The organism is Pseudomonas sp. MWU12-3103b, assembly GCF_023100615.1.
GTDB classification, from domain to species: Bacteria; Pseudomonadota; Gammaproteobacteria; order Pseudomonadales; family Pseudomonadaceae; genus Aquipseudomonas; species Aquipseudomonas putida_A.
This window is the reverse complement of the sequence record NZ_JALMEY010000005.1, coordinates 97,483-119,115: the sequence shown is the minus strand read 5'-3', so window position 1 is coordinate 119,115 and position 21,633 is coordinate 97,483. Positions and strand designations below refer to the sequence as shown.

Sequence of the window (21,633 nt, the reverse complement as noted above, 5' to 3'; positions counted from 1 at the left end):
GCATTATAAGCACGGCAGCGCTATGGATCGGCATTCGCCAAAAGCATGGTCGGTTGACCGGAGCAAATCGCCATGTTGATCTACAGTGGTTCGCAGGGCGGTCAAATCCCCCACCTGAAAAACTATAAAACCGATGAACCCAAGGAGAGTCTCAATGCCCTATGTTCCCGTTGCAGAGCTCAAAGATTATGTCGGCAAGGAACTCGGACGTTCCGAATGGCTCACCATCGATCAGGAGCGCATCAACCTGTTCGCCGAAGCCACCGGGGATTATCAGTTCATCCATGTCGATCCGGTCAAAGCCGCGCAAACGCCTTTTGGCAGCACCATTGCCCACGGTTTCCTGTCGTTGTCGCTGATCCCGAAACTGATGGAAGACATCCTCGTGCTGCCGCAAGGCCTGAAGATGGTGGTCAATTACGGTCTGGACAGCGTGCGTTTCATCCAGCCGGTGAAGGTCAATTCAAAAGTGCGCCTGAAGGTCGATCTGGCCGAAGTGACCGAGAAAAAACCCGGTCAATGGCTGCTCAAGGCCACCGCGACGCTTGAGATAGAAGGCTCGGACAAACCGGCCTATATCGCCGAACCGTTGTCGCTCTGCTTCGTTTAAGTCACGGGATGCGAAACAGCGCACGCTGTTTCGCATCAGCGCTGTTTTCCCGGCTGTATAAGGTCACATAGCTGCGGCATACTCGGTCGCCTAATTGCCCGGATCCCGCTATGCGCCCACTCGCTTCTCTTGCACCCCTTGCCCTGACCCTGATGCTCACCGCGTGCGGCGACGGCGAATCGCTGTTGCCCCCGGATGCACGGCTGCCGGACGGCGGACGCTATCGCGGTGAACTGGTCAACGGCCTGCTGCAAGGCCAGGGCCGGGTCGACTACCCCAATGGCAGTTGGTACGCCGGGCAGTTCGACAAGGGCCAATGGCATGGCCAGGGCGAGTGGCACGGCAGCAACGGCGAGGTCTATCGCGGCCAGTTCCAGCAAGGCCTGTTCGATGGCCAGGGCAGCCTGACCACCAACGCCAGCAGTTACACCGGCGGTTTCAAGCAGGGCCGACGCGATGGCGAAGGCACGCTCAAAGAAAACGCCATGACCTACCGTGGCGAGTTCAAGGCTGACCAGTATTCCGGGCTGGGCCGTCTGGAAATGGACGACGGCAGCTCCTATCAGGGCCAGTTCGCGCACGGCAAACCCAACGGCGAAGGACAGCGCGGCGACTCTAGCGGCAACACCTTCAGTGGCCATTTCGTCAACGGCCAGCTCGAAGGCAATGGCACATTCAACAGTGCCGATGGCGATATCTATGTCGGCGGCTTCAAGAACAGCCAACTGCACGGCAAGGGCCGCTACGAGAACGCCGACGGCGACGTGTGGCTCGGCCAGTTCAAGGAAGGTGCGCTGACCGGCAAGGGCGAACTGATCGGTGCCGACGGCAGCCATTACATCGGCTTCTTCAACGACTGGCGCTTCAGCGGTCAGGGCCGCTTGAACCTGTCTGACGGCAGCTTCTACATCGGCGGGTTCGACGGCGACAGCTACGCCGGACGCGGCACTCTGGTGCTGACCGACGGCACCGTGCTCAGCGGCACCTGGATCAACGGCCAGCGCGTACGTGACGCCGACGGCAAGCTGTTGCCCGACACCCTCGAACTCGGCCTTCTGGCCCAGGGCCGCCTACTCGATAACGCGCTGGCCGCCGTGCCCGCCTCGACGCCGGCAGTCGAGCTGTACACCCTGACCCTCGGTGGCGACGGCAAGCAAAGCGTGTTCCTGCGCGAGTCCGACTACGTCGCCAACATGCTCACCACACGTTTCGGTGCCTACGGCCAGATTCGTCTGGTCAACCACCGCGACCACCTCGTCGACCGGCCGATGGCCACTCGCGAAAACCTGCGCCGCGCCGCACAGACCCTCGCTGAACGCAGCGGCCCGGAAGACCTGGTGTTCATCTACCTGACCAGCCACGGCACCGCCGAACACGAGCTGGTGCTCGACCAGCCGCGCATGGAGCTGGCCGACCTGCCCGCCGACGAACTCGCCGCCGTGCTCGCGCCACTGAAAAATCGCGACAAGGTGATCGTGATCTCATCGTGCTATTCCGGCGGTTTCATCCCCGCGCTGAAAGATGAGCGCACACTGATCATGACCGCCTCGCGTGCCGATCGCGTGTCGTTCGGTTGCTCGGAAGAAGCCAACTTCACCTACTTCGGCGACGCCCTGTTCGCTCAGGCCCTGAACCAGACCGACGATCTGGAGCAGGCCTTCAAACTGGCCAAGGCCACCGTCGCCGAGCGCGAACTGGCGGATAACTTCGAAGCCTCGGAACCACAGATCTGGGCACCGAAAACCGTGCTGGCGCACTGGCAACTGCTGCGTAAACAGCAGGCCAGAAAAGCGTTGCAGAGTGCTGCATTGAACGACGGAGCAACAAACAGCAACTAAGCTGAACAGTATCAAGGGAGAAACACTATGTACTTGACGCCTCAGCACGTTTTGCTTGCCGGAGCTACCGGACTGACCGGTGAGCATCTGCTCGACCGTTTGCTCAACGAGCCGACGATCACCCGCGTGCTCGCCCCGTCCCGTCGTCCATTGGCGGAGCATCCGCACCTGGAAAACCCGGTGGGCGACCCACAGGCGTTTCTGCCGCAACTCAGTGGTCGCGTCGATATCGCCTATTGCTGCCTCGGCACCACGATCAAACAGGCCGGTTCCGAAGCCGCGTTCCGCGCGGTGGATCTGGACATGGTGGTGGCCTTCGCCAAACGTGCGCGGGAGATGGGCGCGCGGCACCTGATCGTGATCAGCGCGCTGGGCGCCGATCCGAAATCGTCGATTTTCTACAACCGGGTCAAAGGCGAGATGGAGCAGGCGTTGCGCGCGCAGGACTGGCCGCAACTGACCATCTGCCGGCCATCGCTGTTGCTGGGTGATCGTACCGAACCGCGCCTGGGCGAACAGCTGGCGGCGCCGTTTTCCAAACTGATTCCCGGCAAGTACCGCGGCATCGAAGCCTGCCAGCTGGCCCGGGCGATGTGGCGCCTGGCGCTGGAAGAACAGGATGGGGTGCGGGTGGTTGAGTCGGATGAGCTACGAAAGCTCGGCAAATAGTTTTGTGGTGTCTGGGCTGGCCTCTTCGCGGGCAAGCCCGCTCCCACAGTAGTCTTCAGCGAACACAGATTTAGCGCACGACTCAATCCCTGTGGGAGCGTGGCTTGCCCGCGAATGGAGTGCGCAGCGCTCCCCTACAACCCGCCAGTCGCCTGAAACCCCACGCCGATCACCGTGAGCAACGACAACGGCAACAACAGCGTATCGAGCAACGCACTCGCCGGCAGGTCCACTCCCGGATAACTCGGCGCTTCAGCCCCGAAGCGGTCCATCGCACAGCACCCGCCATTCATCGCGTACAAATCCAGGCGTGTCCCGGAATACACCACCGGCGCCCCCGGCTTGGCGGCATCCAGCGTGCGCGCGGTGGCGCAGCCGGCCAGTTGCAGCGCCAGCGCAATCATCAACAGCTTATTCATCGCTGCTCAGATGATGCTCGCCCCAACGCGGCAGCATGTCCTGTGGAATGCCCAGCAGATTGAGAATCCGCGCCACGACGAAATCGATCAGGTCGTCGATGGTCTGCGGCTGGTGATAGAAACCCGGCGAGGCCGGCAGGATGGTCACGCCCATGTTCGACAACTTGAGCATGTGCTCCAGATGAATGCTCGAATACGGTGCCTCGCGCGGCACCAGAATCAACTGGCGCCGCTCCTTCAAGGTGACGTCCGCCGCGCGCTCGATCAGGTTGTTGCACGCGCCCGTGGCAATCGCCGACAAGGTACCCGTGGAACACGGCACCACGACCATCGCCGCCGGTGCGCCGGAGCCCGAAGCTACCGGCGACATCCAGTCTTCCTTGCCGTACACGCGGATCTGCCCGGCGGCCGCCCCGGTGTATTCGGTGAGGAACGCCTGCATCATCTGCGGCTTGGGCGGCAGCGTGACATCGGTCTCGGTGGCCATCACCAGTTGCGCGGCCTTGGAGATCAGGAAGTGCACTTCGCGATCTTCCCGTACCAGGCAGTCGAGCAGGCGCAATCCATACTGCGCGCCGGACGCGCCGGTCATCGCCAGCGTGATGCGTTCCGGGCCGCCGCTCTGGGAAAAAGTGTTCATTGCAGCGCCTCGGCGAGTTTGCCGTGCAGGCCGCCGAAACCGCCGTTGCTCATGATCACCACGTGGGTGCCGGGCTGGGCCTGGCTCTTCACGCGTTCGATGATGCCTTCCAGCGAATCGCTGACAATCGATGGCACGCTGCACAGTGCGGCAGTGGCGCCCAGATCCCAACCGAGGTTGGCCGGGGCGTACCAGATCACCTGATCGGCATCGACTACGCTGTCCGGCAGACCGTCACGGTGCGCGCCGAGCTTCATCGAGTTGGAGCGCGGCTCGATGATCGCGATCAGCGGTGCGTCGCCGATGCGCTTGCGCAAGCCATCAAGTGTGGTGGCGATCGCGGTCGGGTGGTGGGCGAAGTCGTCGTAGATGGTGATGCCGCGTACTTCCGCAACTTTCTCCATCCGGCGTTTGACGTTCTTGAATGCGCTCAAGCCGGCGATGCCCATCGCTGGCACCACACCGACATGCCGCGCCGCAGCCAGCGCAGCCAGGGCGTTGGCGACGTTGTGCTGCCCAGTCAGCTCCCATTCGACAGTGCCTTGGGACACGCCGTCGAACATCACTTCGAACGCAGAGCCATCGTCCTTGAGCAACTTGACCTGCCACTGACCGCCGACGCCGGTGGTCTGCACCGGAGTCCAGCAGCCCATTTCAATCACGCGCTGCAAGGCCGGTTCGGTGGTGGGGTGGATCACCAGACCTTCGCTCGGAATGGTCCGCACCAAGTGGTGAAACTGCCGCTCGATCGCCGGCAAATCGGGGAAGATGTCGGCGTGATCGAACTCAAGGTTGTTGAGGATCGCGGTGCGCGGACGGTAGTGGACGAACTTCGAACGCTTGTCGAAAAACGCGCTGTCGTACTCGTCGGCCTCGATCACGAAGAACGGCGTGCCGCCCAGACGTGCGGACACCGAGAAGTTCTGCGGCACGCCGCCGATCAGGAACCCCGGGCTCATCCCGGCATGTTCCAGCACCCAGGCGAGCATGCTGCTGGTGGTGGTCTTGCCGTGCGTACCGGCGACCGCCAGCACCCAGCGCCCTTGCAGCACGTGATCGGCCAGCCATTGTGGGCCGGAGACGTACGGCAGGCCTTTGTTCAGCACATATTCCACCGCTGGGTTGCCGCGGGACATGGCGTTGCCGATCACCACCAGATCCGGTGCCGGATCGAGCTGGGCCGGGTCGTAGCCCTGGGTCAACTGAATGCCCTGGGCCTCAAGCTGCGTGCTCATCGGCGGATAGACGTTGGCGTCGGAGCCGGTCACGTGATGGCCCAGCTCTTTGGCCAGAACCGCCATCGAGCCCATGAAAGTCCCGCAGATACCCAGAATATGAATGTGCATAGTCGACCTCGTAAAACATGGCCGCAGGTTAGCGTAGGGTGGGAAAAATCGCACCTTGTGTTTCGCCTGCGCCGACGCCTTCGCGAGCAAGCCCGCTCCCACAAGGTTGGCGCTGATCCTGTGGGAGCGGGCTTGCTCGCGAATGGCGCGACGCGGTTTAACGGGAGATCGCGTGCTTACGAAGCTTTCTATAGAGGGTATTGCGGCTGACCCCGAGCTGCTGCGCGGTCTGGGTCATGTGCCAGCGCGTTTGCTCCAGCACATCGAGCAACGCCAGACGTTCAGCGTCTTCCAGCGGATGCTCGGACTCAACCGACCTCAGCTCCAGCGCCGGCCGCGTCTGCCGAATCATCGCCGGCAAATCCTCCAGCCCGATTCGCCCTTCATCACACAATGCCGCCAATGTGCGCAGAACATTGCGCAACTGCCGAACGTTGCCCGGCCAGTTGAAGGCCAGCAACGCCTGGCGCGCCGGTTCGTCGATCACGATTGTCTCGCCGCCGGCCTCCTCGGCCAGCAGGAAATCCAGCAACTGCGACTTGTCGCTACGCTCACGCAGCGCCGGCAGCGCGACCTCCAGCCCATTGAGCCGGTAATACAGATCTTCACGGAAGCTGCCGCCTTCGACCCGCTCCAGCAGATTACGGTGAGTGGCGCTGATGATCCGCACGTTGACCGCTTCCGGCTCGCCGCCGATCGGCACCACCTGCCGGTCTTCCAGCACTCGCAACAACCGGGTTTGCAGCGCCAGCGGCATGTCACCGATTTCATCGAGAAACAACGTGCCGCCATCGGCCTGCTGCAGCTTGCCGCGCATGCCGTCCTTGCGCGCGCCGGTGAAACTGCCGCCGCGATAACCGAACAGCTCGCTCTCGATCAGGCTTTCCGGGATCGCCGCACAATTGAGGGCGACGAAGGCTTTGCTGGCGCGCTGGCTGGCGTGATGCACAGCCTTGGCAAAGGCTTCCTTGCCGGAGCCGGTCTCACCGTTGATCAGCAGCGGCACGTCGCGTTCGAACACCCGCAGCGCCTTGCGGAAATCCGCTTGCAGCGCCGCGTCGCCGAGGCAAATGCCCGCCAGCGCTTGCGGCTTGGCCACGATCGGGGCCGGCAGGATCGGCGCCGGCTTGCGCGATTCGCCGCGCAACAAGGCAAACAGATGCCGCCCGTCGCGGGTGCGCAGCGGCCAACTGGCGCTGGCATTGGCGCTGGCCCGACCGAGCAACTCGTCCAGCGAACAATCGAAGAACGCTTCCACCGGCTTGCCGAGCAAGCCTCCGCGAATATGCCCGAGCAGGTTCAGCGCGCTCTGGTTGACCGCGCTGATCCGCCCTTCCCCGTCAAACGCCAGCAGCCCTTCGCTGAACAAACCGACGGATTCGGCCTGAAGATGGAAACGCAGCAGCCATTGGTTATCGAAGCAGCGCAGGAAATAGCAGCTCTCGATCATCTTCGCCGACAGATTGACCAGCGCCATGGTGTGGAACTGGCTCTGCCGCGAGACATCGTGGCGCGCCGAGGACACGTCGAGCACCGCCAGCAGTTCGCCGTGCGGGTCGAACACCGGGCTCGCCGAGCAGGTCAGGCCGGTGTGGCGGCCGCGAAAGTGTTCGTCCTGATGGATGGTCAGTGCCTGGCGCTCGACCAGACAGGTGCCGATGCCGTTGGTGCCTTCGCAGGCTTCGCTCCAGTCGGCGCCGAGCCAGAGACCGGCACGTTCGAAAATCTTGCGCTCGGCCGGTGCGGTAACGCAGTTGAGGATCACCCCGCGCGCGTCGGTCAACAGCACCGCATGACCGGCGCCCGACAGTTGTTGATGCAGGCTGCTCATTTCATTGCCGGCGATCTGCAACACCTGTTGCAGGCGTTCGCGGCTTTCAAGCACGCGCCCGTGCTCAAGCACGGTGGGCGCCATGGTCAGGGCCGGATCGAGATGATAGTCCTCAAGACAGCGCAGCCACGAACGGGCAATCGACGGATCGGCACCGGGCCCGTGCAGGTGCGGCTTGCCCTGACTGACGGTGAGAACCTGCTGGGCATGGCGACTCAAATGGTTATCGTGCATTTCTTATTATTCTCCCCGAGATCAGTGCCGCCTCTTTATTGGCTGGCACATACCTTGTGGTGAGGGGATTTATCCCCGATCGGCTGCGCAGCAGTCGTAAATCCGGCATACGCGGTGAATCTGAGTCGCCACAATTTTTATTGGGGCTGCTTCGCAACCCATCGGGGATAAATCCCCTCACCACAAAGGTGCATCTGGGCGATTGGCAGTCAGCATCCTCCAGCCATCGGCGCATTGCAATGCTGGCAAGACCAGCCGGTCACTGGCTGTGCCAAAAGCGGTACAAACTGTCACCCCCTCTGTACCGAAACCATCACAGGCGCCGCCCGCCCGTCCGACAAAAAATACGCAAAGCCTTGATTTGCCTGCCCTGCACGGCAGTGGCCCGACCTTTGCTCTACGCTTATAGCAAGCGCACTTGCGCGTTTCTCTAATAAGTACAAAGCCAAGGAGAACAAATCATGCGTTACGCTCACCCCGGTACTGAAGGCGCCAAAGTCTCGTTCAAGAGCAAGTACGGTAACTACATCGGCGGCGAGTTCGTCGCGCCTGTCAAAGGTCAGTACTTCACCAACACCTCGCCAGTGAATGGCCAACCGATTGCCGAATTCCCCCGCTCCACTGCCGAAGACATCGACAAGGCACTGGACGCCGCCCACGCCGCTGCCGATGCGTGGGGCGCGACCTCGGTGCAGGCGCGCTCGCTGATCCTGCTGAAAATCGCCGACCGCATCGAACAGAACCTCGAACTGCTGGCGATCACCGAAACCTGGGACAACGGCAAAGCCATCCGCGAAACCCTCAACGCCGACATCCCGCTGGCGGCTGACCATTTCCGCTACTTCGCCGGCTGCCTGCGCGCGCAGGAAGGCAGCGCTGCCGAAATCGACGGCAACACCGTGGCCTATCACATCCATGAACCGCTGGGCGTGGTCGGGCAGATCATCCCGTGGAACTTCCCGCTGCTGATGGCCGCTTGGAAACTCGCCCCGGCACTGGCTGCCGGCAACTGCGTGGTACTCAAGCCTGCCGAGCAAACCCCGCTGGGCATCTGCGTGCTGATGGAGCTGATCGGTGATCTGCTGCCACCGGGCGTGCTCAACGTGGTGCAAGGTTTCGGCAAAGAAGCCGGTGAAGCCCTGGCCACCAGCAAACGCATCGCCAAGATCGCCTTCACCGGCTCGACCCCGGTCGGCTCGCACATCATGAAATGCGCGGCCGAGAACATCATTCCATCGACCGTGGAGCTGGGCGGCAAGTCGCCGAACATCTTCTTCGAAGACATCATGCAGGCCGAACCGACCTTCATCGAGAAGGCTGCCGAAGGTCTGGTGCTGGCATTCTTCAACCAGGGCGAAGTCTGCACCTGCCCGTCCCGCGCGCTGGTACAGGAGTCGATCTACGACGAATTCATGCAAGTGGTGATGAAGAAAGTCCTGCAGATCAAACGCGGCGACCCGCTGGACACCGACACCATGGTTGGCGCGCAGGCGTCCGAGCAGCAATTCGACAAGATCCTGTCGTACCTGGAAATCGCCAAGGGTGAAGGCGCCGAGCTGCTGACCGGCGGCAAGGTGGAAAAACTCGAGGGCAATCTGGCAACCGGCTATTACATCCAGCCGACCCTGCTCAAGGGCACCAACAAAATGCGTGTGTTCCAGGAAGAAATCTTCGGCCCGGTGGTGAGCATCACCACCTTCAAGGACGAAGCCGAAGCCCTGGCGATCGCCAACGACACCGAGTTCGGCCTCGGCGCCGGCCTGTGGACCCGCGACATCAACCGCGCCTACCGCATGGGCCGCGCGATCAAGGCCGGTCGTGTGTGGACCAACTGCTACCACCTGTACCCGGCGCACGCCGCGTTCGGCGGGTACAAGAAGTCCGGCGTCGGCCGTGAAACCCACAAGATGATGCTCGATCACTATCAGCAGACCAAAAACCTGCTGGTGAGCTACGACATCAATCCGTTGGGCTTCTTCTAAAACCCTAGGCAACACAGATGATTCTGTGTTGCCTGTTCAATCGTCTTCGCGAGCAAGCCCGCTCCCACAGGGGATGTTGGGTTCGGCACAAATCCCTTGTGGGAGCTGGCTTGCCAGCGATGGCGTCCTCAATGACACGACACAAGGCCTGGCCGCTCTGGCACGGCCCTTGCGTACCCGTCATTCAGGATTTGCACAAAAACTGCCGCTGCGTGAACAGCATCCATCCACCTCAACCACTGCACCCGAAAGTCCAACAGATCGAACAATAAAAAACAGAGAGGACTTATGACTTCCACCACACAGCTCAAACCCACACTCGGCACCCTGCACCTCTGGGGCATTGCCGTCGGCCTGGTGATTTCCGGCGAATACTTCGGCTGGAGTTACGGCTGGGGCACCGCAGGCACCCTCGGATTTCTGGTCACGGCGCTGATGGTCGCGACCATGTACACCTGCTTCATCTTCAGCTTCACCGAACTGACCACCGCGATTCCCCACGCGGGCGGACCGTTTGCCTACAGCCGCCGGGCGTTCGGCGAAAAAGGCGGACTGATCGCCGGCATCGCCACGCTGATCGAATTCGTCTTCGCCCCACCGGCGATCGCCATGGCCATCGGCGCCTACCTCAACGTGCAGTACCCGGAGCTTGATCCGAAGGTGGCAGCGGTCGGCGCGTATTTCGTGTTCATGACCCTGAACATCCTCGGCGTCAGCATCGCCGCGACTTTTGAGCTGGTGGTCACCGTGCTGGCGGTCGCCGAGCTGCTGGTGTTCATGGGCGTGGTCGCACCGGGCTTCAGCTTCAGCAATTTCGTGCTCAACGGCTGGTCGGGTTCCAACGAGTTCACGATGGGCTCGATCCCCGGAATCTTTGCGGCGATCCCGTTTGCGATCTGGTTCTTCCTCGCCATCGAAGGCGCGGCCATGGCCGCCGAAGAAGCCAAGGATCCGAAACGCACGATTCCCAAGGCTTACGTCAGCGGCATCCTGACCCTGGTGTTCCTCGCCATCGGCGTGATGGTGATGGCCGGCGGCGTCGGCGACTGGCGCCAACTGTCGAACATAAACGACCCGCTGCCACAGGCAATGAAAGCGGTGGTCGGCAATAACTCATCGTGGATGCACATGCTGGTGTGGATTGGCCTGTTTGGTCTGGTGGCGAGTTTCCACGGGATCATCCTCGGTTACTCACGACAGTTCTTCGCCCTCGCCCGCGCCGGTTATCTACCGAAAAGCCTGGCCAAGCTGTCACGCTTCCAGACCCCGCACCGGGCGATTCTGGCCGGTGGTGTGATCGGCATCGCGGCGATCTACAGCGATGGACTGGTCAATCTGCAAGGCATGACCCTGACCGCTGCGATGATCACCATGTCGGTGTTCGGCGCGATCGTGATGTACATCATCAGCATGCTCAGCCTGTTCAAACTGCGCAAAACCGAACCGAACCTGGAACGCACCTTCCGCGCCCCGGGCTATCCGGTGGTGCCAGCAATTGCGCTGTTTCTGGCCGTGGTGTGCCTGGTGGCGATGGCGTGGTTCAACACGCTGATCGGCTGTGTGTTCCTTGGCTTCATGGCCGCTGGTTATCTGTACTTCCAGCTCACCGCCAAGCAACGCGCCGAAGCCCCGGCAGACGCTATGCTCGAAGGTATCTAGTTGCACCGGCACCGGGCCTGTCGCCCGGTGCCCGCTATATAGAAGTGCATGAAAATCCCCCTGTGGGAGCGGGCTTGCTCGCGAAGGCGTCGTGTCATCCAACAACGATGTCGTCTGACACGACGCCTTCGCGAGCAAGCCCGCTCCCACAGGGAGACCGAGTTACCCACAGAATCAGGAGGACACCGCCCCATGGCCGCATTTGCCCATTCCGTCGGCGCCCAGACCTACCGCTTCGACAGCCTCAAGGACGTCATGGCCAAGGCCAGCCCGGCGCGCTCCGGTGACTTTCTGGCCGGCGTTGCCGCGCTCAATGACGGCGAACGCGTGGCTGCACAAATGGCGCTGGCCGACATCCCGCTCACGCATTTTCTGCAGGAAGCGCTGATTCCCTACGAAGCCGATGAAGTCACCCGACTGATCATCGACACCCACGACAAACAAGCCTTCGCCGTGGTCAGCCACCTCACCGTCGGTGGTTTCCGCGACTGGCTGCTCAGCGATGCGGCGGACGAAACCAGCCTGCGCGCCCTCGCCCCCGGACTGACCCCGGAAATGGTCGCCGCCGTGTCAAAGATCATGCGCGTGCAGGATCTGGTGCTGGTGGCGCAGAAGATCCGCGTGGTCACAAAATTTCGCGGCACCCTCGGCCTGCGCGGGCGCTTGTCGACCCGGCTGCAACCGAACCATCCGACCGACGAGCCCTCCGGCATCGCCGCGAGCATTCTCGACGGTCTGCTGTACGGCAATGGCGACGCGATGATCGGGATCAACCCGGCCACCGATAGCATCGCCTCGATCTGCGCGATGCTGGAGATGCTCGACGCGATCATCCAGCGCTACGACATCCCGACCCAGGCTTGCGTGCTGACCCACGTCACCACCTCGATCGAGGCGATCAACCGGGGGGTGCCGCTGGATCTGGTGTTCCAGTCGATTGCCGGCACCGAAGCGGCCAACGCCAGTTTCGGCATCAACCTCAATGTCTTGCAGGAAGGCTATGACGCGGGCCTGAGCCTGAAGCGCGGCACCCTCGGGCAGAACCTGATGTATTTCGAGACCGGTCAGGGTAGCGCGCTCTCGGCCAATGCCCACCACGGTGTCGACCAGCAGACCTGCGAAACCCGGGCCTACGCCGTGGCGCGGCATTTCAAGCCGTTTCTGGTGAATACCGTGGTCGGCTTCATCGGCCCGGAATACCTCTATAACGGCAAACAGATCATCCGCGCCGGCCTCGAAGACCACTTCTGCGGCAAGTTGCTCGGCGTGCCGATGGGTTGCGACATCTGCTACACCAATCACGCCGAAGCCGATCAGGACGACATGGACACCCTGCTGACCCTGCTCGGTGTGGCCGGGATCAACTTCATCATGGGCATCCCCGGCTCCGACGACATCATGCTCAACTACCAGACCACCTCGTTTCACGACGCGCTCTACGCGCGCCAGACCCTGGGCCTGAAACCGGCGCCGGAGTTCGAGCAATGGCTGGCGAACATGGGCATTTTCACCCAGGCGGACGGCAAGGTTCGCTTTGGCAACAACCTGCCGCCGGCCTTCCGCCAGGCGCTGGCGCAACTGGGATGAGTGTTATGGAAAAACCGCCTGTCGATCCGCAAAACCCGTGGCTGGAACTGCGCCGCCTGACCCCGGCGCGCATCGCCCTCGGCCGCACCGGCACCAGCCTGCCGACCAGCGCCCAGCTGGATTTCCAGTTCGCCCACGCTCAGGCTCGGGATGCGGTGCATCTGCCGTTCGATCATGCCGGGCTCAGCGCGCAACTGAGCGAACACGGGCGCGAGACCTTGTTGCTTCAAAGCGCCGCGACTGATCGCAACAGCTACCTGCAACGCCCGGATCTGGGGCGCAAGCTCAGCGACACCTCGGCGCAGTCCCTGCGGGATTACGCGCAGGCAAACCCCGGCGGGGTCGATCTGACGATTGTGGTGGCGGACGGTCTGTCGGCACTGGCGGTGCATCGGCATACCCTGCCGTTTCTGACCCGCCTGGAGGAGCAGATGAGCGCCGACGGCTGGTCGCTTGCCCCCGTGGTGTTGGTGGAGCAGGGTCGAGTGGCCATCGGTGACGAGATCGGTCAGTTGCTGGGTGCAAAAATGGTCGTCATGCTGATCGGAGAGCGTCCGGGCCTCAGCTCGCCCGACAGCCTCGGTTTATATTTCACCTACAATCCAAAAGTCGGGCTGACCGATGCCTACCGCAATTGCATCTCCAACGTGCGGCTTGAGGGCTTGAGCTACGGCATGGCGGCGCATCGCCTGCTGTATCTGATGCGCGAAGCCTGTCGGCGGCAGCTGTCGGGGGTCAATCTGAAGGACGAAGCACAGGTGCAGACGCTGGAGTCGGACGCCGGTGCGGACATGAAGGGAAACTTCCTACTCGATCCGCCCACAACCTGAACCGTTTCCGCATTGCGTTTCTGCGCTGCTTTCAGGCAGGATCGATGCACGGCCGCAGGGTTTCCCATCGCCGTCAGAGCAGTTGAAGACAGCCACTTGAAGACGAGACCTATCATGCGGATTATTCAAGCGACCCTCGAACACCTGGATTTGCTGACCCCGTTGTTCGTCAAATATCGCGAGTTCTACGGTTCCCTGCCTTACCCGGATTCCTCCCGCGCGTTTCTCGAAAAACGCCTGCGTCGCAAGGAGTCGGTGATTTATCTGGCCCTGGCCGATGATGACGACAAGAAGCTCATGGGTTTCTGCCAGCTGTATCCAAGCTTTTCCTCGCTGTCGCTCAAGCGCGTGTGGATCCTCAACGACATCTATGTCGCCGAAGACGCCCGCCGCCAACTGGTGGCCGACAACCTGATCCGCACCGCGAAGAAAATGGCCAAGGAAACCCAGGCCGTGCGCATGCGCGTTTCCACCAGCAGCAACAACGAGGTGGCGCAGAAAACCTACGAATCCATTGGCTTCAAGGAAGACACCGAGTTCAAGAACTACGTGCTGCCGATCAGCGACGAGCTCTAGCACTCATCAAGGGCCTGTTGTCGCGAGGGAGCTTGCTCCCGCCGGGCTGCGAAGCGGCCCCACCTCAGTCATCTCAACAGGTCAGGCAAATCAAGGCTTGGGAGTGCTCCGCCCTCCAGCGGGAGCAAGCTCCCTCGCCACACCCACCTTGCCGCCACCATCAATGCCTGCCTGACATTTGTTCACACCCCGACATCCCTCGCTACAAAACCAACGCGCTTTTCACCTCTCAGACCGTATAATCCCGAGCTTTCCGGCTTGTAAGAAAAACTACACCTCGCTGTAGGCTTACACCCGAATCATCCGCACAGGCCTGCCGAGTCGGGCCGTCACCACAGGTGCCCCCATGGATTTCAACCCGCTCGACCTTATCCTGCATCTCGATGTGTACCTCGATTTGCTGGTCACCAACTACGGGCCGTGGATCTACGCGATTCTGTTCGCTGTCATCTTCTGTGAAACCGGTCTGGTGGTGATGCCGTTCCTGCCGGGTGATTCGCTGTTGTTCATCGCCGGTGCCGTGGCGGCGGGCGGTGGCATGGATCCGGTGCTGTTGGGCGGGCTGCTGATGCTCGCGGCGATCCTCGGCGACAGCACCAACTATGTGATCGGCCGAACGGCGGGCGAAAAACTCTTCAGCAACCCGAACTCGAAAATCTTCCGTCGCGACTACCTGCAAAAAACCCACGATTTCTACGACAAGCACGGCGGCAAAACCGTGACCCTGGCGCGCTTCCTGCCGATCATCCGTACATTTGCCCCGTTCGTCGCCGGCGTCGGGAAGATGCCCTACCCGCGTTTCTTCGCGTTCAGCGTGTTCGGCACCATCCTCTGGGTCGGCGGCCTGGTGACCTTGGGTTACTTCTTCGGCAACGTGCCGTTCATCAAGAAGAACCTGTCGTTGCTGGTGGTCGGCATCATCCTGCTGTCGCTGGTGCCGATGATCATCGGTGTGGTGCGCAGCCGTTTCGGCGGCGCGAAAGCCGAAACCCACTGATCCGATGTGGTCAATGAGCGCCTGGCGTCGCCGGCGCATTCTGGCCAGGCACCCGATTGCCGACGACCTGTGGCAACGGGTGCGCCATCACCTGAGCTTTCTCGACGGCATCAACGCCGCCGAAGACCAATGGTTGCGTGAAGCCAGCGTGCTGTTTCTCGAAGAAAAACACCTGACCGCCCTGCCCGGTGTCGAACTGCATCAGGAACAACGCCTGCTGCTCGCCGCCCAGGCCCAGTTGCCGCTGCTCAATCTGGGCGACTTGAACTGGTATCAGGGTTTCCACGAAATCGTCCTCTACCCCGACGACTTCCTCAGCCCGCAACGGCATCGCGATGCCAGCGGGGTCGAGCACGAGTGGGACGGCGAACACAGTGGCGAAGCCTGGCAACAGGGGCCGATCATCCTCGCCTGGCCGGGGGTGATGGCCAGTGGTGGCTGGGAAGGCTACAACCTGGTGATCCACGAACTGGCGCACAAACTCGACATGCTCAACGGCGACGCCAACGGCCTGCCGCCGCTGCACGCCGACATGCGCGTCAGCGACTGGGCCGAGGTCATGCAACACGCCTACGACGACCTCAACCGCCAGCTCGACCGCAACCCCGACGCCGAAACCACCATCGACCCGTACGCCGCGGAAAACCCGGCGGAGTTCTTTGCGGTCACCAGCGAATACTTCTTCAGCGCTCCGGATCTGCTGCACGCGGCTTATCCACAGGTCTACTTGCAACTGCAGCTTTTCTACCGGCAGGATCCGTTGGGCAGGCTGCGGCAACTTCAGGCCACAGACCCGGTCTATCAGGCGCACGAGTAAGCGCTGCACGACTTCTGGTACGTGGCGTCGACGTAGGAATATGCCTATAATCGCCGCCACTTTTTGGTCAATCCGGCCAAGTGTTTTTGGTCAACTACGGGGGCAACGCCCAATGAGCTACAGCAAGATTCCGGCTGGCAAAGACCTGCCGAACGACATCTACGTCGCGATCGAGATCCCGGCCAACCACGCGCCGATCAAATACGAAATCGACAAAGACAGCGATTGCCTGTTCGTTGACCGTTTCATGGCCACCCCAATGTTCTACCCGGCCAACTACGGTTACATCCCGAACACCCTGGCTGACGACGGTGATCCCCTCGACGTGCTGGTTGTGACCCCTTACCCGGTTGCTCCAGGCTCGGTGATTCGCGCACGTCCAGTCGGCATCCTGAACATGACCGACGACGGCGGCGGCGATGCCAAAGTCATCGCAGTCCCACACGACAAGCTGTCCCAGCTGTACGTCGACGTGAAGGAATATACCGACCTGCCACCGCTGCTGATCCAGCAGATCGAGCACTTCTTCGCGAACTACAAAGATCTCGAAAAAGGCAAGTGGGTCAAGATCGAAGGCTGGGCTGGCGCTGATGCCGCTCGCGACGCGATCACCAAGTCGGTTGCTGCCTACAAGGGCTAAGCGCCGGCTGGCTGCATGACGCTTGAAGAAAACCCCGGTTGATCCGGGGTTTTTTGTGCCTGAGAAACGCCGCTTTAAACAGTGTGTTTATTGCGGACTACAGAAAAGTTTCGAAGTGAGTGATTTCCCACAAGCACGTCTTACATCCAGTCGCAAAATACAGGCTTTTTTTGAACAGCCGGTTTATTCAAACCGCTCTGGCACGGCCGTAGACTCGGTGTTTATGAGAAAGAACACTAGCGGTCCAAGATTCAAGGCACTCCTGGAAGCAGCGAACATCACCACCACGGGATTCGCAAAGTTCTGGGGCACGGAAGCCCAAAACATTCATAACTGGTACACCCGGGGCGTCCCGGCGTATCGCATGGAGGAAGTCTCACGCCTGCTCTCGGTCAACAGCGAGTGGCTGAAAACCGGCGAAGGCAGCAAAGAGTCACCCCGCCTGCAAACGCCTGCCAGCAACGGCGACACCTTCGACGCGCAGTCCGTCAACGGCGTCTATTCCATCATCAACCCCAACGACATCGAACTGCCGTTTTTCAAGGAAACACCGCTCAGCGCCGGCGCCGACAAAACCCACGTCATCCTCGACCCCGAGCAAACCGTCCGCCTGCCCCGCGCGCATCTCGCCCAACTGGAAATCCGTCCCGGCGACGCCATCTGCGCGCACATGATCGGCAACAGCATGGCCGAGCGCATCGAAGACGGCTCCATTGTCGGCATCGACCGCGGCCTGACCCAGGTGGTCGACGGCGAAATCTACGCCATCGAACACGACGGCATGCTGCGCATCAAATACCTGCACCGCATGCCCGGCAACGCCCTGCGCCTGCGCAGCCACAACAGCGCCGAATACCCGGACGAAATCTTCCGCGCAGCACAAATCGATGAGCAGCGGATACACATTCTGGGCTGGGTATTCTGGTGGTCGACCCTGGGCAAACGCCGGCCGGTGGTACCGTTTCTCTGATCGGATACGGATCTTCAACCCTGCACCAAACCCTGTGGGAGCGAGCCTGCTCGCGAAGAGGCCCCGAAAATCAGTACAAATTGCGAATTTTGCCCCCCGCGGTGGCTCTATTCCGCAGTTGAGGCTGGGAATCCCCAACAAAACTCAGTATCCTGCGCCCCACATTTGCGCATCGCCCCGCTCCCGCGGCCCAGATGACGCCTGACGCGGCAGACCAACGTCTGACCAAGTCCCACAGCCGGACGCAGATCCGGGTGTACGTTTTGAAGGCTGACGCGGTTTACCAAAAATAAACCAAGCCAGTCCCCGAGAAGCCGGCCACAAGCCGGCTTTTTAATGCCTGCCTGAAAGCAACGTTATCTTGACGAGCTCGACAGATTAAGCGGGCAGCGCCCGCCACTCAGGCATCGCAATAAGCCATTAGCACATCCGCCCTAATTGCCCCGCGCCCAACCTCACCACTAAATTTCCATTCTGTTTTTGTGCATTACAAAAGCGCCAAGGAATGGAGCAACACCATGTCGTCGTTTTTCAAACTCAATCAATCCGTTGTTCTACTGATCGCACTCCTGACCGCTACCTCTTCAGCCATGGCAGAGGAGCAGAAGCTCGTCGGTGACTGGTGGATCATTTACGGCAACGGTGTTCCCCACAAGAACATCATGTATGTCGCCGACAGCACTTCAGTCGTGCCGTCGAAACACACCAAAGGCGCCAAGTTGGTGGCCGTAACGCTGGTGTATGAGGAACCCGGCAAACCGATGATCGATGCCTATAACCTCGAAGTTCAGTGTTCGACGAACAAGGTCCGAATGCTCAATGGCCAGTCGGTTGATCGCATCGCTTACATGATGCGCAACCTCAAAGTTAACGACCAATGGCAGCAGCCGAAGGAGTTCTGGGTGCAGCGCACCAGCGAGTTCGTTTGCTCACCTGCCAAAAAGGACATGATCGCGCTGGGCAAGATGGAGTACTTGCAGATGATTCAGGGCCTGCAGCAGATGTTCTTCAAACTGGCGCCGATTCAGGAGAAAGGCCAGATGATGGATAACCTCGACTCTATCCTGGGCAACAAGTAAGCGGCGGGAATTACGATGAACCCATGGACTAAAACGTTATTGGCGCTGCTGATAACGCCCGCTGTTTTGCTGACCAGTGGCTGCCACTTGATTGCCCAGTCGCGCTGGGAAGGACGCGATGTTCAGGAAGCGCTCGATCTGTTCGGCAAACCTGACTCGATGAAAAAACAGACCGGGGCCAACGGCGAGAATCTGGCTGTGCTCACCTGGTACAAATCGTCCAGTTGGACCACCACGGAAGCGGCCGGTACTTCAATGAATCACACCGGTAACGGCATGGTTTACACCGAGTACTACGAGACGGTCGGTCACAGTTCCGATTGCAAACTCGAAGCCACCGTCAACAAGGCGAAAAAGATCGTGCTGTTCAGGATCGAGGACGGAAAGATCATTCACGGCAAGTGCATCAACGTGCCGTTCGTGCCTGGTTACATTCCGCCTGGTTTCTAGTGCAACCCTGAGCAGGCTGCTGCTCAGGGATAGCTGAACGACTTCACAAGCGTCAGTTCACCCACCGCCCGCATCGGCACCACAAACGTCTCCATCTTCTCGCTCGGCGTGCCTTCCTCGGTAATCACCGTCACCTGCGCCGTGGTCAGCGGCTGCACCGCCTCCTCCCCGCCTTCATCATCCCCCCGATAACCTCCGCCGAAGTAGTTCACATACACCAGATATTGGCCCTTGATCGGCGCCGGCATGGCGAAGATTTCCGGGCCGTAGCCGGTGGTGACGTCCACGTCGAGTGCTGCGCCATTGGGTGCGACGCGGTCGCCGTACCAGATGTGCGCGCCGTCCGGGGTGATCAGGTGCAGGTCAAGGTCAGTGCCGTCGCTGTCCCAGGACAGCAGCACGCGCAGTTTGGCCGGGGTGGCGCCGCCGCTGGCGTTGAGGAACTGCGTGCGATGGCGTTGCTGGCCGTCGGGGCTGCGCACTTCGATGCTGTTGCTGCCGTTGGGGAAGGAGAACGGGCGGTCGAAGCGGCCACTGTCGTCGATTTTCAGCGGCATGCTGACACCGTTGACGATCAGCCGGCCGGGATCCTTGCTCTTGGGGGTGGCTTTGATTTCGCCGCTGATGCGCGCCGTGTTGGCCTGGCCCACCGGAGTGTTGACCGAGGAAGCCGGGTAGTTGACGGTCTGGCGGAAATTTTCGCCTTCGCCCTCGGGCGCGCCGGTGCGCCAGCCGCCGACCGGGGTGTCGAGTTTGACGCTGTCGGCGGCCATTGCCATCGGCAATGCATTGAACGCACAGAGCAACAGCAAGACCTGTGGATAACGGAGTGTCATGGTCTATTCCAGCAAGAGGTGACGGGCGAGCCCTTCGATGTAGGTTTCATCCTGACCATTGGGATGTGCTTCAAAGGCCAGGTGCAGGTATTCGTGAGTCAGGTCGAGGCGATCCTGCAGCGTGAGCACGCCGCGCACGTAAATGCGCTGGCGTTCGCGATCGACAAACGGGCGGCCGAACGCAAGTTTGCACACGGCGAACGAGCTGACTTCGTTGTAGCCGGTTTCGCTTTCCAGCGTCGGACGCCAGCCGCGACGCTGCTTTTGCAGCCAGTCCTGTGCGGCGGGCAGTGCTTCGCAGGAAGCAACCGGGTTGTCCCAACGGCTGAGGCTGGCGCGCGGATAGGCGTGCAGCAGAATCGCGTCGTAGCGCTGGCCGGCGTTGGCCTGCTCGACGGCTTGTTGCCAGGCCAGTTTGTCCGGGCCGGGTTGCTCGGAGTGATAGGTGACGGTGCTGCCGGCCAGCACCAGATCCGCTGTCCATGCGGCGATGTTGCGCGACTCGGCGGAGGCCGGACGCGGAGCGACGCGCTGACGGTTGCTGCTGTCGCCGATGCTCAGGCAATCGCCGTTGCGCGTGGCGTTTTGCAGCAGATAGGTGCGGATCGCCACGGCCAGTGCCTTGGCAGCTTCGGCGGGTTCAGGTTTGGCTTCGCGCTCAAGGACGCGGGCGACGTATTCTTCGCGATCAAGTCTGGCGACCAGTTTGTCGTCGAGCAGAAAAAGTTCGCCGGCGCTGTGGATATCCAGCGCGTTACCGTTGGCGAATTCGACGCGGTAATCGCCCTGCAATGGGCCCGAAGTCACCACCCGATCACCGGCCAGAACCCGGGAAACGGGATAACGCGAAAACAGACCGACCTCAACGCAACGCCCTGCTTCCGCCGGCCACGAAGAAGGCAGCACCGTCGCCAGCGCCTGACCGTAATGGCGCAAAACCATCTGACTGGTGCCACGCCCACCGGCCCAGATCGGCGAGCCGTCCGCCGTCCAACCGGCAAAACCACCCTGGCGCGATTGCGGATCCTGATCGCCGAGCCAGCTCCAGGTTTTCACCCGCAGGCGACCACCGAGTTCGCCGACGACATTGCCGTCCGCCGCATTCAGCACGACGTCGAGCAACACCCGGCGCATCTGCTCCTGCGCTGGCAGCACCGACAACACCTTCAGCAAGTCAGTCACGGAAACCCGAGTAGCCGGTTGCACGGTCGGCAAATCCAGCAACCACGACGGCGCCTGCCGCGCCTGCCAATAGGTGCGCCAATCGGCAGCAGCAATGCCCAATCTCGCCGGCTCAAAGTACAACCCGCAGGATTTGACCAACGCCTGATCACGCTCGATCTTGCCGCCCGCCGAGCAGCAATAAACCTCTTCCTTTGACTGCCCGCGACATTCATACGCCGGCTCGCGCGCGCCGGTATCCACCAGCCACGCATAGACGAACAATTTCCACAGACTGCCCAGCGGCGTATCCAGCGTCGACGGCAATGGCTCGCGGGCGATCAGCTGTGTGTGATTCAACGACAGCAACTCGCCCTTGTACGCCAGCCGCAGCGGCTCATCCTGCGCCGTCGCCAGCGCAGGCATCACACACATCAGCAGCCACAGCAGCGGCCGGTTCAT

20 protein-coding genes are annotated in these 21,633 nt (G+C 61.3%); 14 read left to right on the top strand and 6 right to left on the bottom strand.

The window, feature by feature from the left end; genetic code table 11:
- The first annotated feature begins 154 nt into the window (after positions 1–154).
- The 3 genes from M0808_RS10635 to M0808_RS10625 all read left to right on the top strand — a co-directional run bounded on the left by M0808_RS10635 (position 155) and on the right by M0808_RS10625 (position 3,117).
- On the top strand, positions 155–610 hold the full coding sequence (locus M0808_RS10635) for a MaoC family dehydratase (protein ID WP_003228575.1): 456 nt from the start codon (positions 155–157) through the stop codon (positions 608–610).
- A gap of 110 nt (positions 611–720) precedes the next feature.
- A complete protein-coding gene (locus M0808_RS10630) occupies positions 721–2,448 on the top strand; it encodes a C13 family peptidase (protein ID WP_135296635.1) in 1,728 nt (575 codons plus the stop codon).
- Between the two features lie 27 nt (positions 2,449–2,475).
- Positions 2,476–3,117 carry an oxidoreductase gene (locus M0808_RS10625; protein ID WP_095139170.1) on the top strand — a complete coding sequence of 214 codons (642 nt, stop codon included), beginning with the start codon at positions 2,476–2,478 and terminating at the stop codon, positions 3,115–3,117.
- Positions 3,118–3,251: 134 nt separating this feature from the next.
- Here M0808_RS10625 and M0808_RS10620 read toward each other — a convergent pair whose 3' ends face one another.
- The 4 genes from M0808_RS10620 to M0808_RS10605 all read right to left on the bottom strand — a co-directional run bounded on the left by M0808_RS10620 (position 3,252) and on the right by M0808_RS10605 (position 7,587).
- Positions 3,252–3,536, bottom strand: a complete 285-nt coding sequence (locus M0808_RS10620) for a YceK/YidQ family lipoprotein (protein WP_096796309.1) — start codon at positions 3,534–3,536, stop codon at positions 3,252–3,254.
- Positions 3,529–4,176: a flavin prenyltransferase UbiX gene (gene ubiX / locus M0808_RS10615; protein WP_134787415.1), complete on the bottom strand. Its 648-nt coding sequence runs from the start codon at positions 4,174–4,176 to the stop codon at positions 3,529–3,531. The genes M0808_RS10620 and ubiX overlap by 8 nt, the downstream gene beginning before the upstream one ends.
- Entirely contained in the window at positions 4,173–5,522 is a 1,350-nt protein-coding gene (mpl, locus tag M0808_RS10610) for a UDP-N-acetylmuramate:L-alanyl-gamma-D-glutamyl-meso-diaminopimelate ligase (RefSeq protein WP_098965788.1), read from the bottom strand. Before mpl ends, ubiX begins: the two co-directional genes overlap by 4 nt.
- A 157-nt stretch (positions 5,523–5,679) precedes the next feature.
- On the bottom strand, positions 5,680–7,587 hold the full coding sequence (locus tag M0808_RS10605; RefSeq protein WP_247841007.1) for a sigma-54-dependent Fis family transcriptional regulator: 1,908 nt from the start codon (positions 7,585–7,587) through the stop codon (positions 5,680–5,682).
- Positions 7,588–8,048: 461 nt separating this feature from the next.
- Between M0808_RS10605 and M0808_RS10600 the strand changes: the two genes are divergently transcribed.
- The 11 genes from M0808_RS10600 (at position 8,049) to M0808_RS10550 (ending at position 19,174) form a co-directional block, all read left to right on the top strand.
- Entirely contained in the window at positions 8,049–9,569 is a 1,521-nt protein-coding gene (locus M0808_RS10600) for an aldehyde dehydrogenase family protein (RefSeq protein ID WP_025108675.1), read from the top strand.
- A 288-nt stretch (positions 9,570–9,857) separates the two neighbouring features.
- Positions 9,858–11,228, top strand: a complete 1,371-nt coding sequence (gene eat, locus M0808_RS10595; protein WP_025108674.1) for an ethanolamine permease — start codon at positions 9,858–9,860, stop codon at positions 11,226–11,228.
- A 192-nt stretch (positions 11,229–11,420) separates the two neighbouring features.
- Positions 11,421–12,815, top strand: coding sequence for an ethanolamine ammonia-lyase subunit EutB (locus M0808_RS10590; RefSeq protein WP_096796313.1), 1,395 nt, complete (start codon positions 11,421–11,423; stop codon positions 12,813–12,815).
- 5 nt (positions 12,816–12,820) lie between these two features.
- Positions 12,821–13,645 (top strand): ethanolamine ammonia-lyase subunit EutC, encoded by an 825-nt coding sequence (eutC, locus tag M0808_RS10585; RefSeq protein ID WP_247841005.1) that lies wholly within the window; start codon positions 12,821–12,823, stop codon positions 13,643–13,645.
- A 114-nt stretch (positions 13,646–13,759) separates the two neighbouring features.
- A complete protein-coding gene (locus M0808_RS10580; protein WP_003228592.1) occupies positions 13,760–14,221 on the top strand; it encodes a GNAT family N-acetyltransferase in 462 nt (153 codons plus the stop codon).
- Positions 14,222–14,567: 346 nt separating this feature from the next.
- The gene (locus M0808_RS10575; protein ID WP_003228594.1) at positions 14,568–15,218 is read left to right on the top strand and encodes a DedA family protein; all 651 of its coding nucleotides are present in this window, start codon (positions 14,568–14,570) and stop codon (positions 15,216–15,218) included.
- A 4-nt stretch (positions 15,219–15,222) separates the two neighbouring features.
- Positions 15,223–16,035, top strand: a complete 813-nt coding sequence (locus M0808_RS10570) for a zinc-dependent peptidase (RefSeq protein WP_247841003.1) — start codon at positions 15,223–15,225, stop codon at positions 16,033–16,035.
- A gap of 112 nt (positions 16,036–16,147) precedes the next feature.
- Positions 16,148–16,675 (top strand): inorganic diphosphatase, encoded by a 528-nt coding sequence (gene ppa / locus M0808_RS10565; RefSeq protein WP_008052339.1) that lies wholly within the window; start codon positions 16,148–16,150, stop codon positions 16,673–16,675.
- 223 nt (positions 16,676–16,898) lie between these two features.
- Positions 16,899–17,645, top strand: coding sequence for a helix-turn-helix transcriptional regulator (locus M0808_RS10560; protein ID WP_095139154.1), 747 nt, complete (start codon positions 16,899–16,901; stop codon positions 17,643–17,645).
- Between the two features lie 518 nt (positions 17,646–18,163).
- Entirely contained in the window at positions 18,164–18,724 is a 561-nt protein-coding gene (locus tag M0808_RS10555) for a hypothetical protein (RefSeq protein WP_247841001.1), read from the top strand.
- 15 nt (positions 18,725–18,739) lie between these two features.
- Complete coding sequence (locus M0808_RS10550; protein ID WP_097089354.1) at positions 18,740–19,174, top strand: hypothetical protein; 435 nt, start codon at positions 18,740–18,742, stop codon at positions 19,172–19,174.
- Between the two features lie 23 nt (positions 19,175–19,197).
- On the opposite strand, the gene M0808_RS10545 is transcribed toward M0808_RS10550, so the two are convergent.
- Positions 19,198–20,010, bottom strand: coding sequence for a DUF2135 domain-containing protein (locus tag M0808_RS10545; protein ID WP_247840999.1), 813 nt, complete (start codon positions 20,008–20,010; stop codon positions 19,198–19,200).
- Between the two features lie 3 nt (positions 20,011–20,013).
- On the bottom strand, positions 20,014–21,633 hold the full coding sequence (locus tag M0808_RS10540; protein WP_247840997.1) for a DUF2300 domain-containing protein: 1,620 nt from the start codon (positions 21,631–21,633) through the stop codon (positions 20,014–20,016).

Excerpts from the sequence above, each read along its gene's own strand:
- M0808_RS10635 (WP_003228575.1), top strand. The coding sequence starts at position 155 with ATGCCCTATGTTCCCGTTGCAGAGCTCAAAGATTATGTCGGCAAGGAA.
- M0808_RS10630 (WP_135296635.1), top strand. The coding sequence starts at position 721 with ATGCGCCCACTCGCTTCTCTTGCACCCCTTGCCCTGACCCTGATGCTC.
- M0808_RS10625 (WP_095139170.1), top strand. The coding sequence starts at position 2,476 with ATGTACTTGACGCCTCAGCACGTTTTGCTTGCCGGAGCTACCGGACTG.
- M0808_RS10620 (WP_096796309.1), bottom strand. The coding sequence starts at position 3,536 with ATGAATAAGCTGTTGATGATTGCGCTGGCGCTGCAACTGGCCGGCTGC.
- ubiX (WP_134787415.1), bottom strand. The coding sequence starts at position 4,176 with ATGAACACTTTTTCCCAGAGCGGCGGCCCGGAACGCATCACGCTGGCG.
- mpl (WP_098965788.1), bottom strand. The coding sequence starts at position 5,522 with ATGCACATTCATATTCTGGGTATCTGCGGGACTTTCATGGGCTCGATG.
- M0808_RS10605 (WP_247841007.1), bottom strand. The coding sequence starts at position 7,587 with ATGCACGATAACCATTTGAGTCGCCATGCCCAGCAGGTTCTCACCGTC.
- M0808_RS10600 (WP_025108675.1), top strand. The coding sequence starts at position 8,049 with ATGCGTTACGCTCACCCCGGTACTGAAGGCGCCAAAGTCTCGTTCAAG.
- eat (WP_025108674.1), top strand. The coding sequence starts at position 9,858 with ATGACTTCCACCACACAGCTCAAACCCACACTCGGCACCCTGCACCTC.
- M0808_RS10590 (WP_096796313.1), top strand. The coding sequence starts at position 11,421 with ATGGCCGCATTTGCCCATTCCGTCGGCGCCCAGACCTACCGCTTCGAC.
- eutC (WP_247841005.1), top strand. The coding sequence starts at position 12,821 with ATGGAAAAACCGCCTGTCGATCCGCAAAACCCGTGGCTGGAACTGCGC.
- M0808_RS10580 (WP_003228592.1), top strand. The coding sequence starts at position 13,760 with ATGCGGATTATTCAAGCGACCCTCGAACACCTGGATTTGCTGACCCCG.
- M0808_RS10575 (WP_003228594.1), top strand. The coding sequence starts at position 14,568 with ATGGATTTCAACCCGCTCGACCTTATCCTGCATCTCGATGTGTACCTC.
- M0808_RS10570 (WP_247841003.1), top strand. The coding sequence starts at position 15,223 with ATGTGGTCAATGAGCGCCTGGCGTCGCCGGCGCATTCTGGCCAGGCAC.
- ppa (WP_008052339.1), top strand. The coding sequence starts at position 16,148 with ATGAGCTACAGCAAGATTCCGGCTGGCAAAGACCTGCCGAACGACATC.
- M0808_RS10560 (WP_095139154.1), top strand. The coding sequence starts at position 16,899 with ATGAGAAAGAACACTAGCGGTCCAAGATTCAAGGCACTCCTGGAAGCA.
- M0808_RS10555 (WP_247841001.1), top strand. The coding sequence starts at position 18,164 with ATGTCGTCGTTTTTCAAACTCAATCAATCCGTTGTTCTACTGATCGCA.
- M0808_RS10550 (WP_097089354.1), top strand. The coding sequence starts at position 18,740 with ATGAACCCATGGACTAAAACGTTATTGGCGCTGCTGATAACGCCCGCT.
- M0808_RS10545 (WP_247840999.1), bottom strand. The coding sequence starts at position 20,010 with ATGACACTCCGTTATCCACAGGTCTTGCTGTTGCTCTGTGCGTTCAAT.
- M0808_RS10540 (WP_247840997.1), bottom strand. The coding sequence starts at position 21,633 with ATGAACCGGCCGCTGCTGTGGCTGCTGATGTGTGTGATGCCTGCGCTG.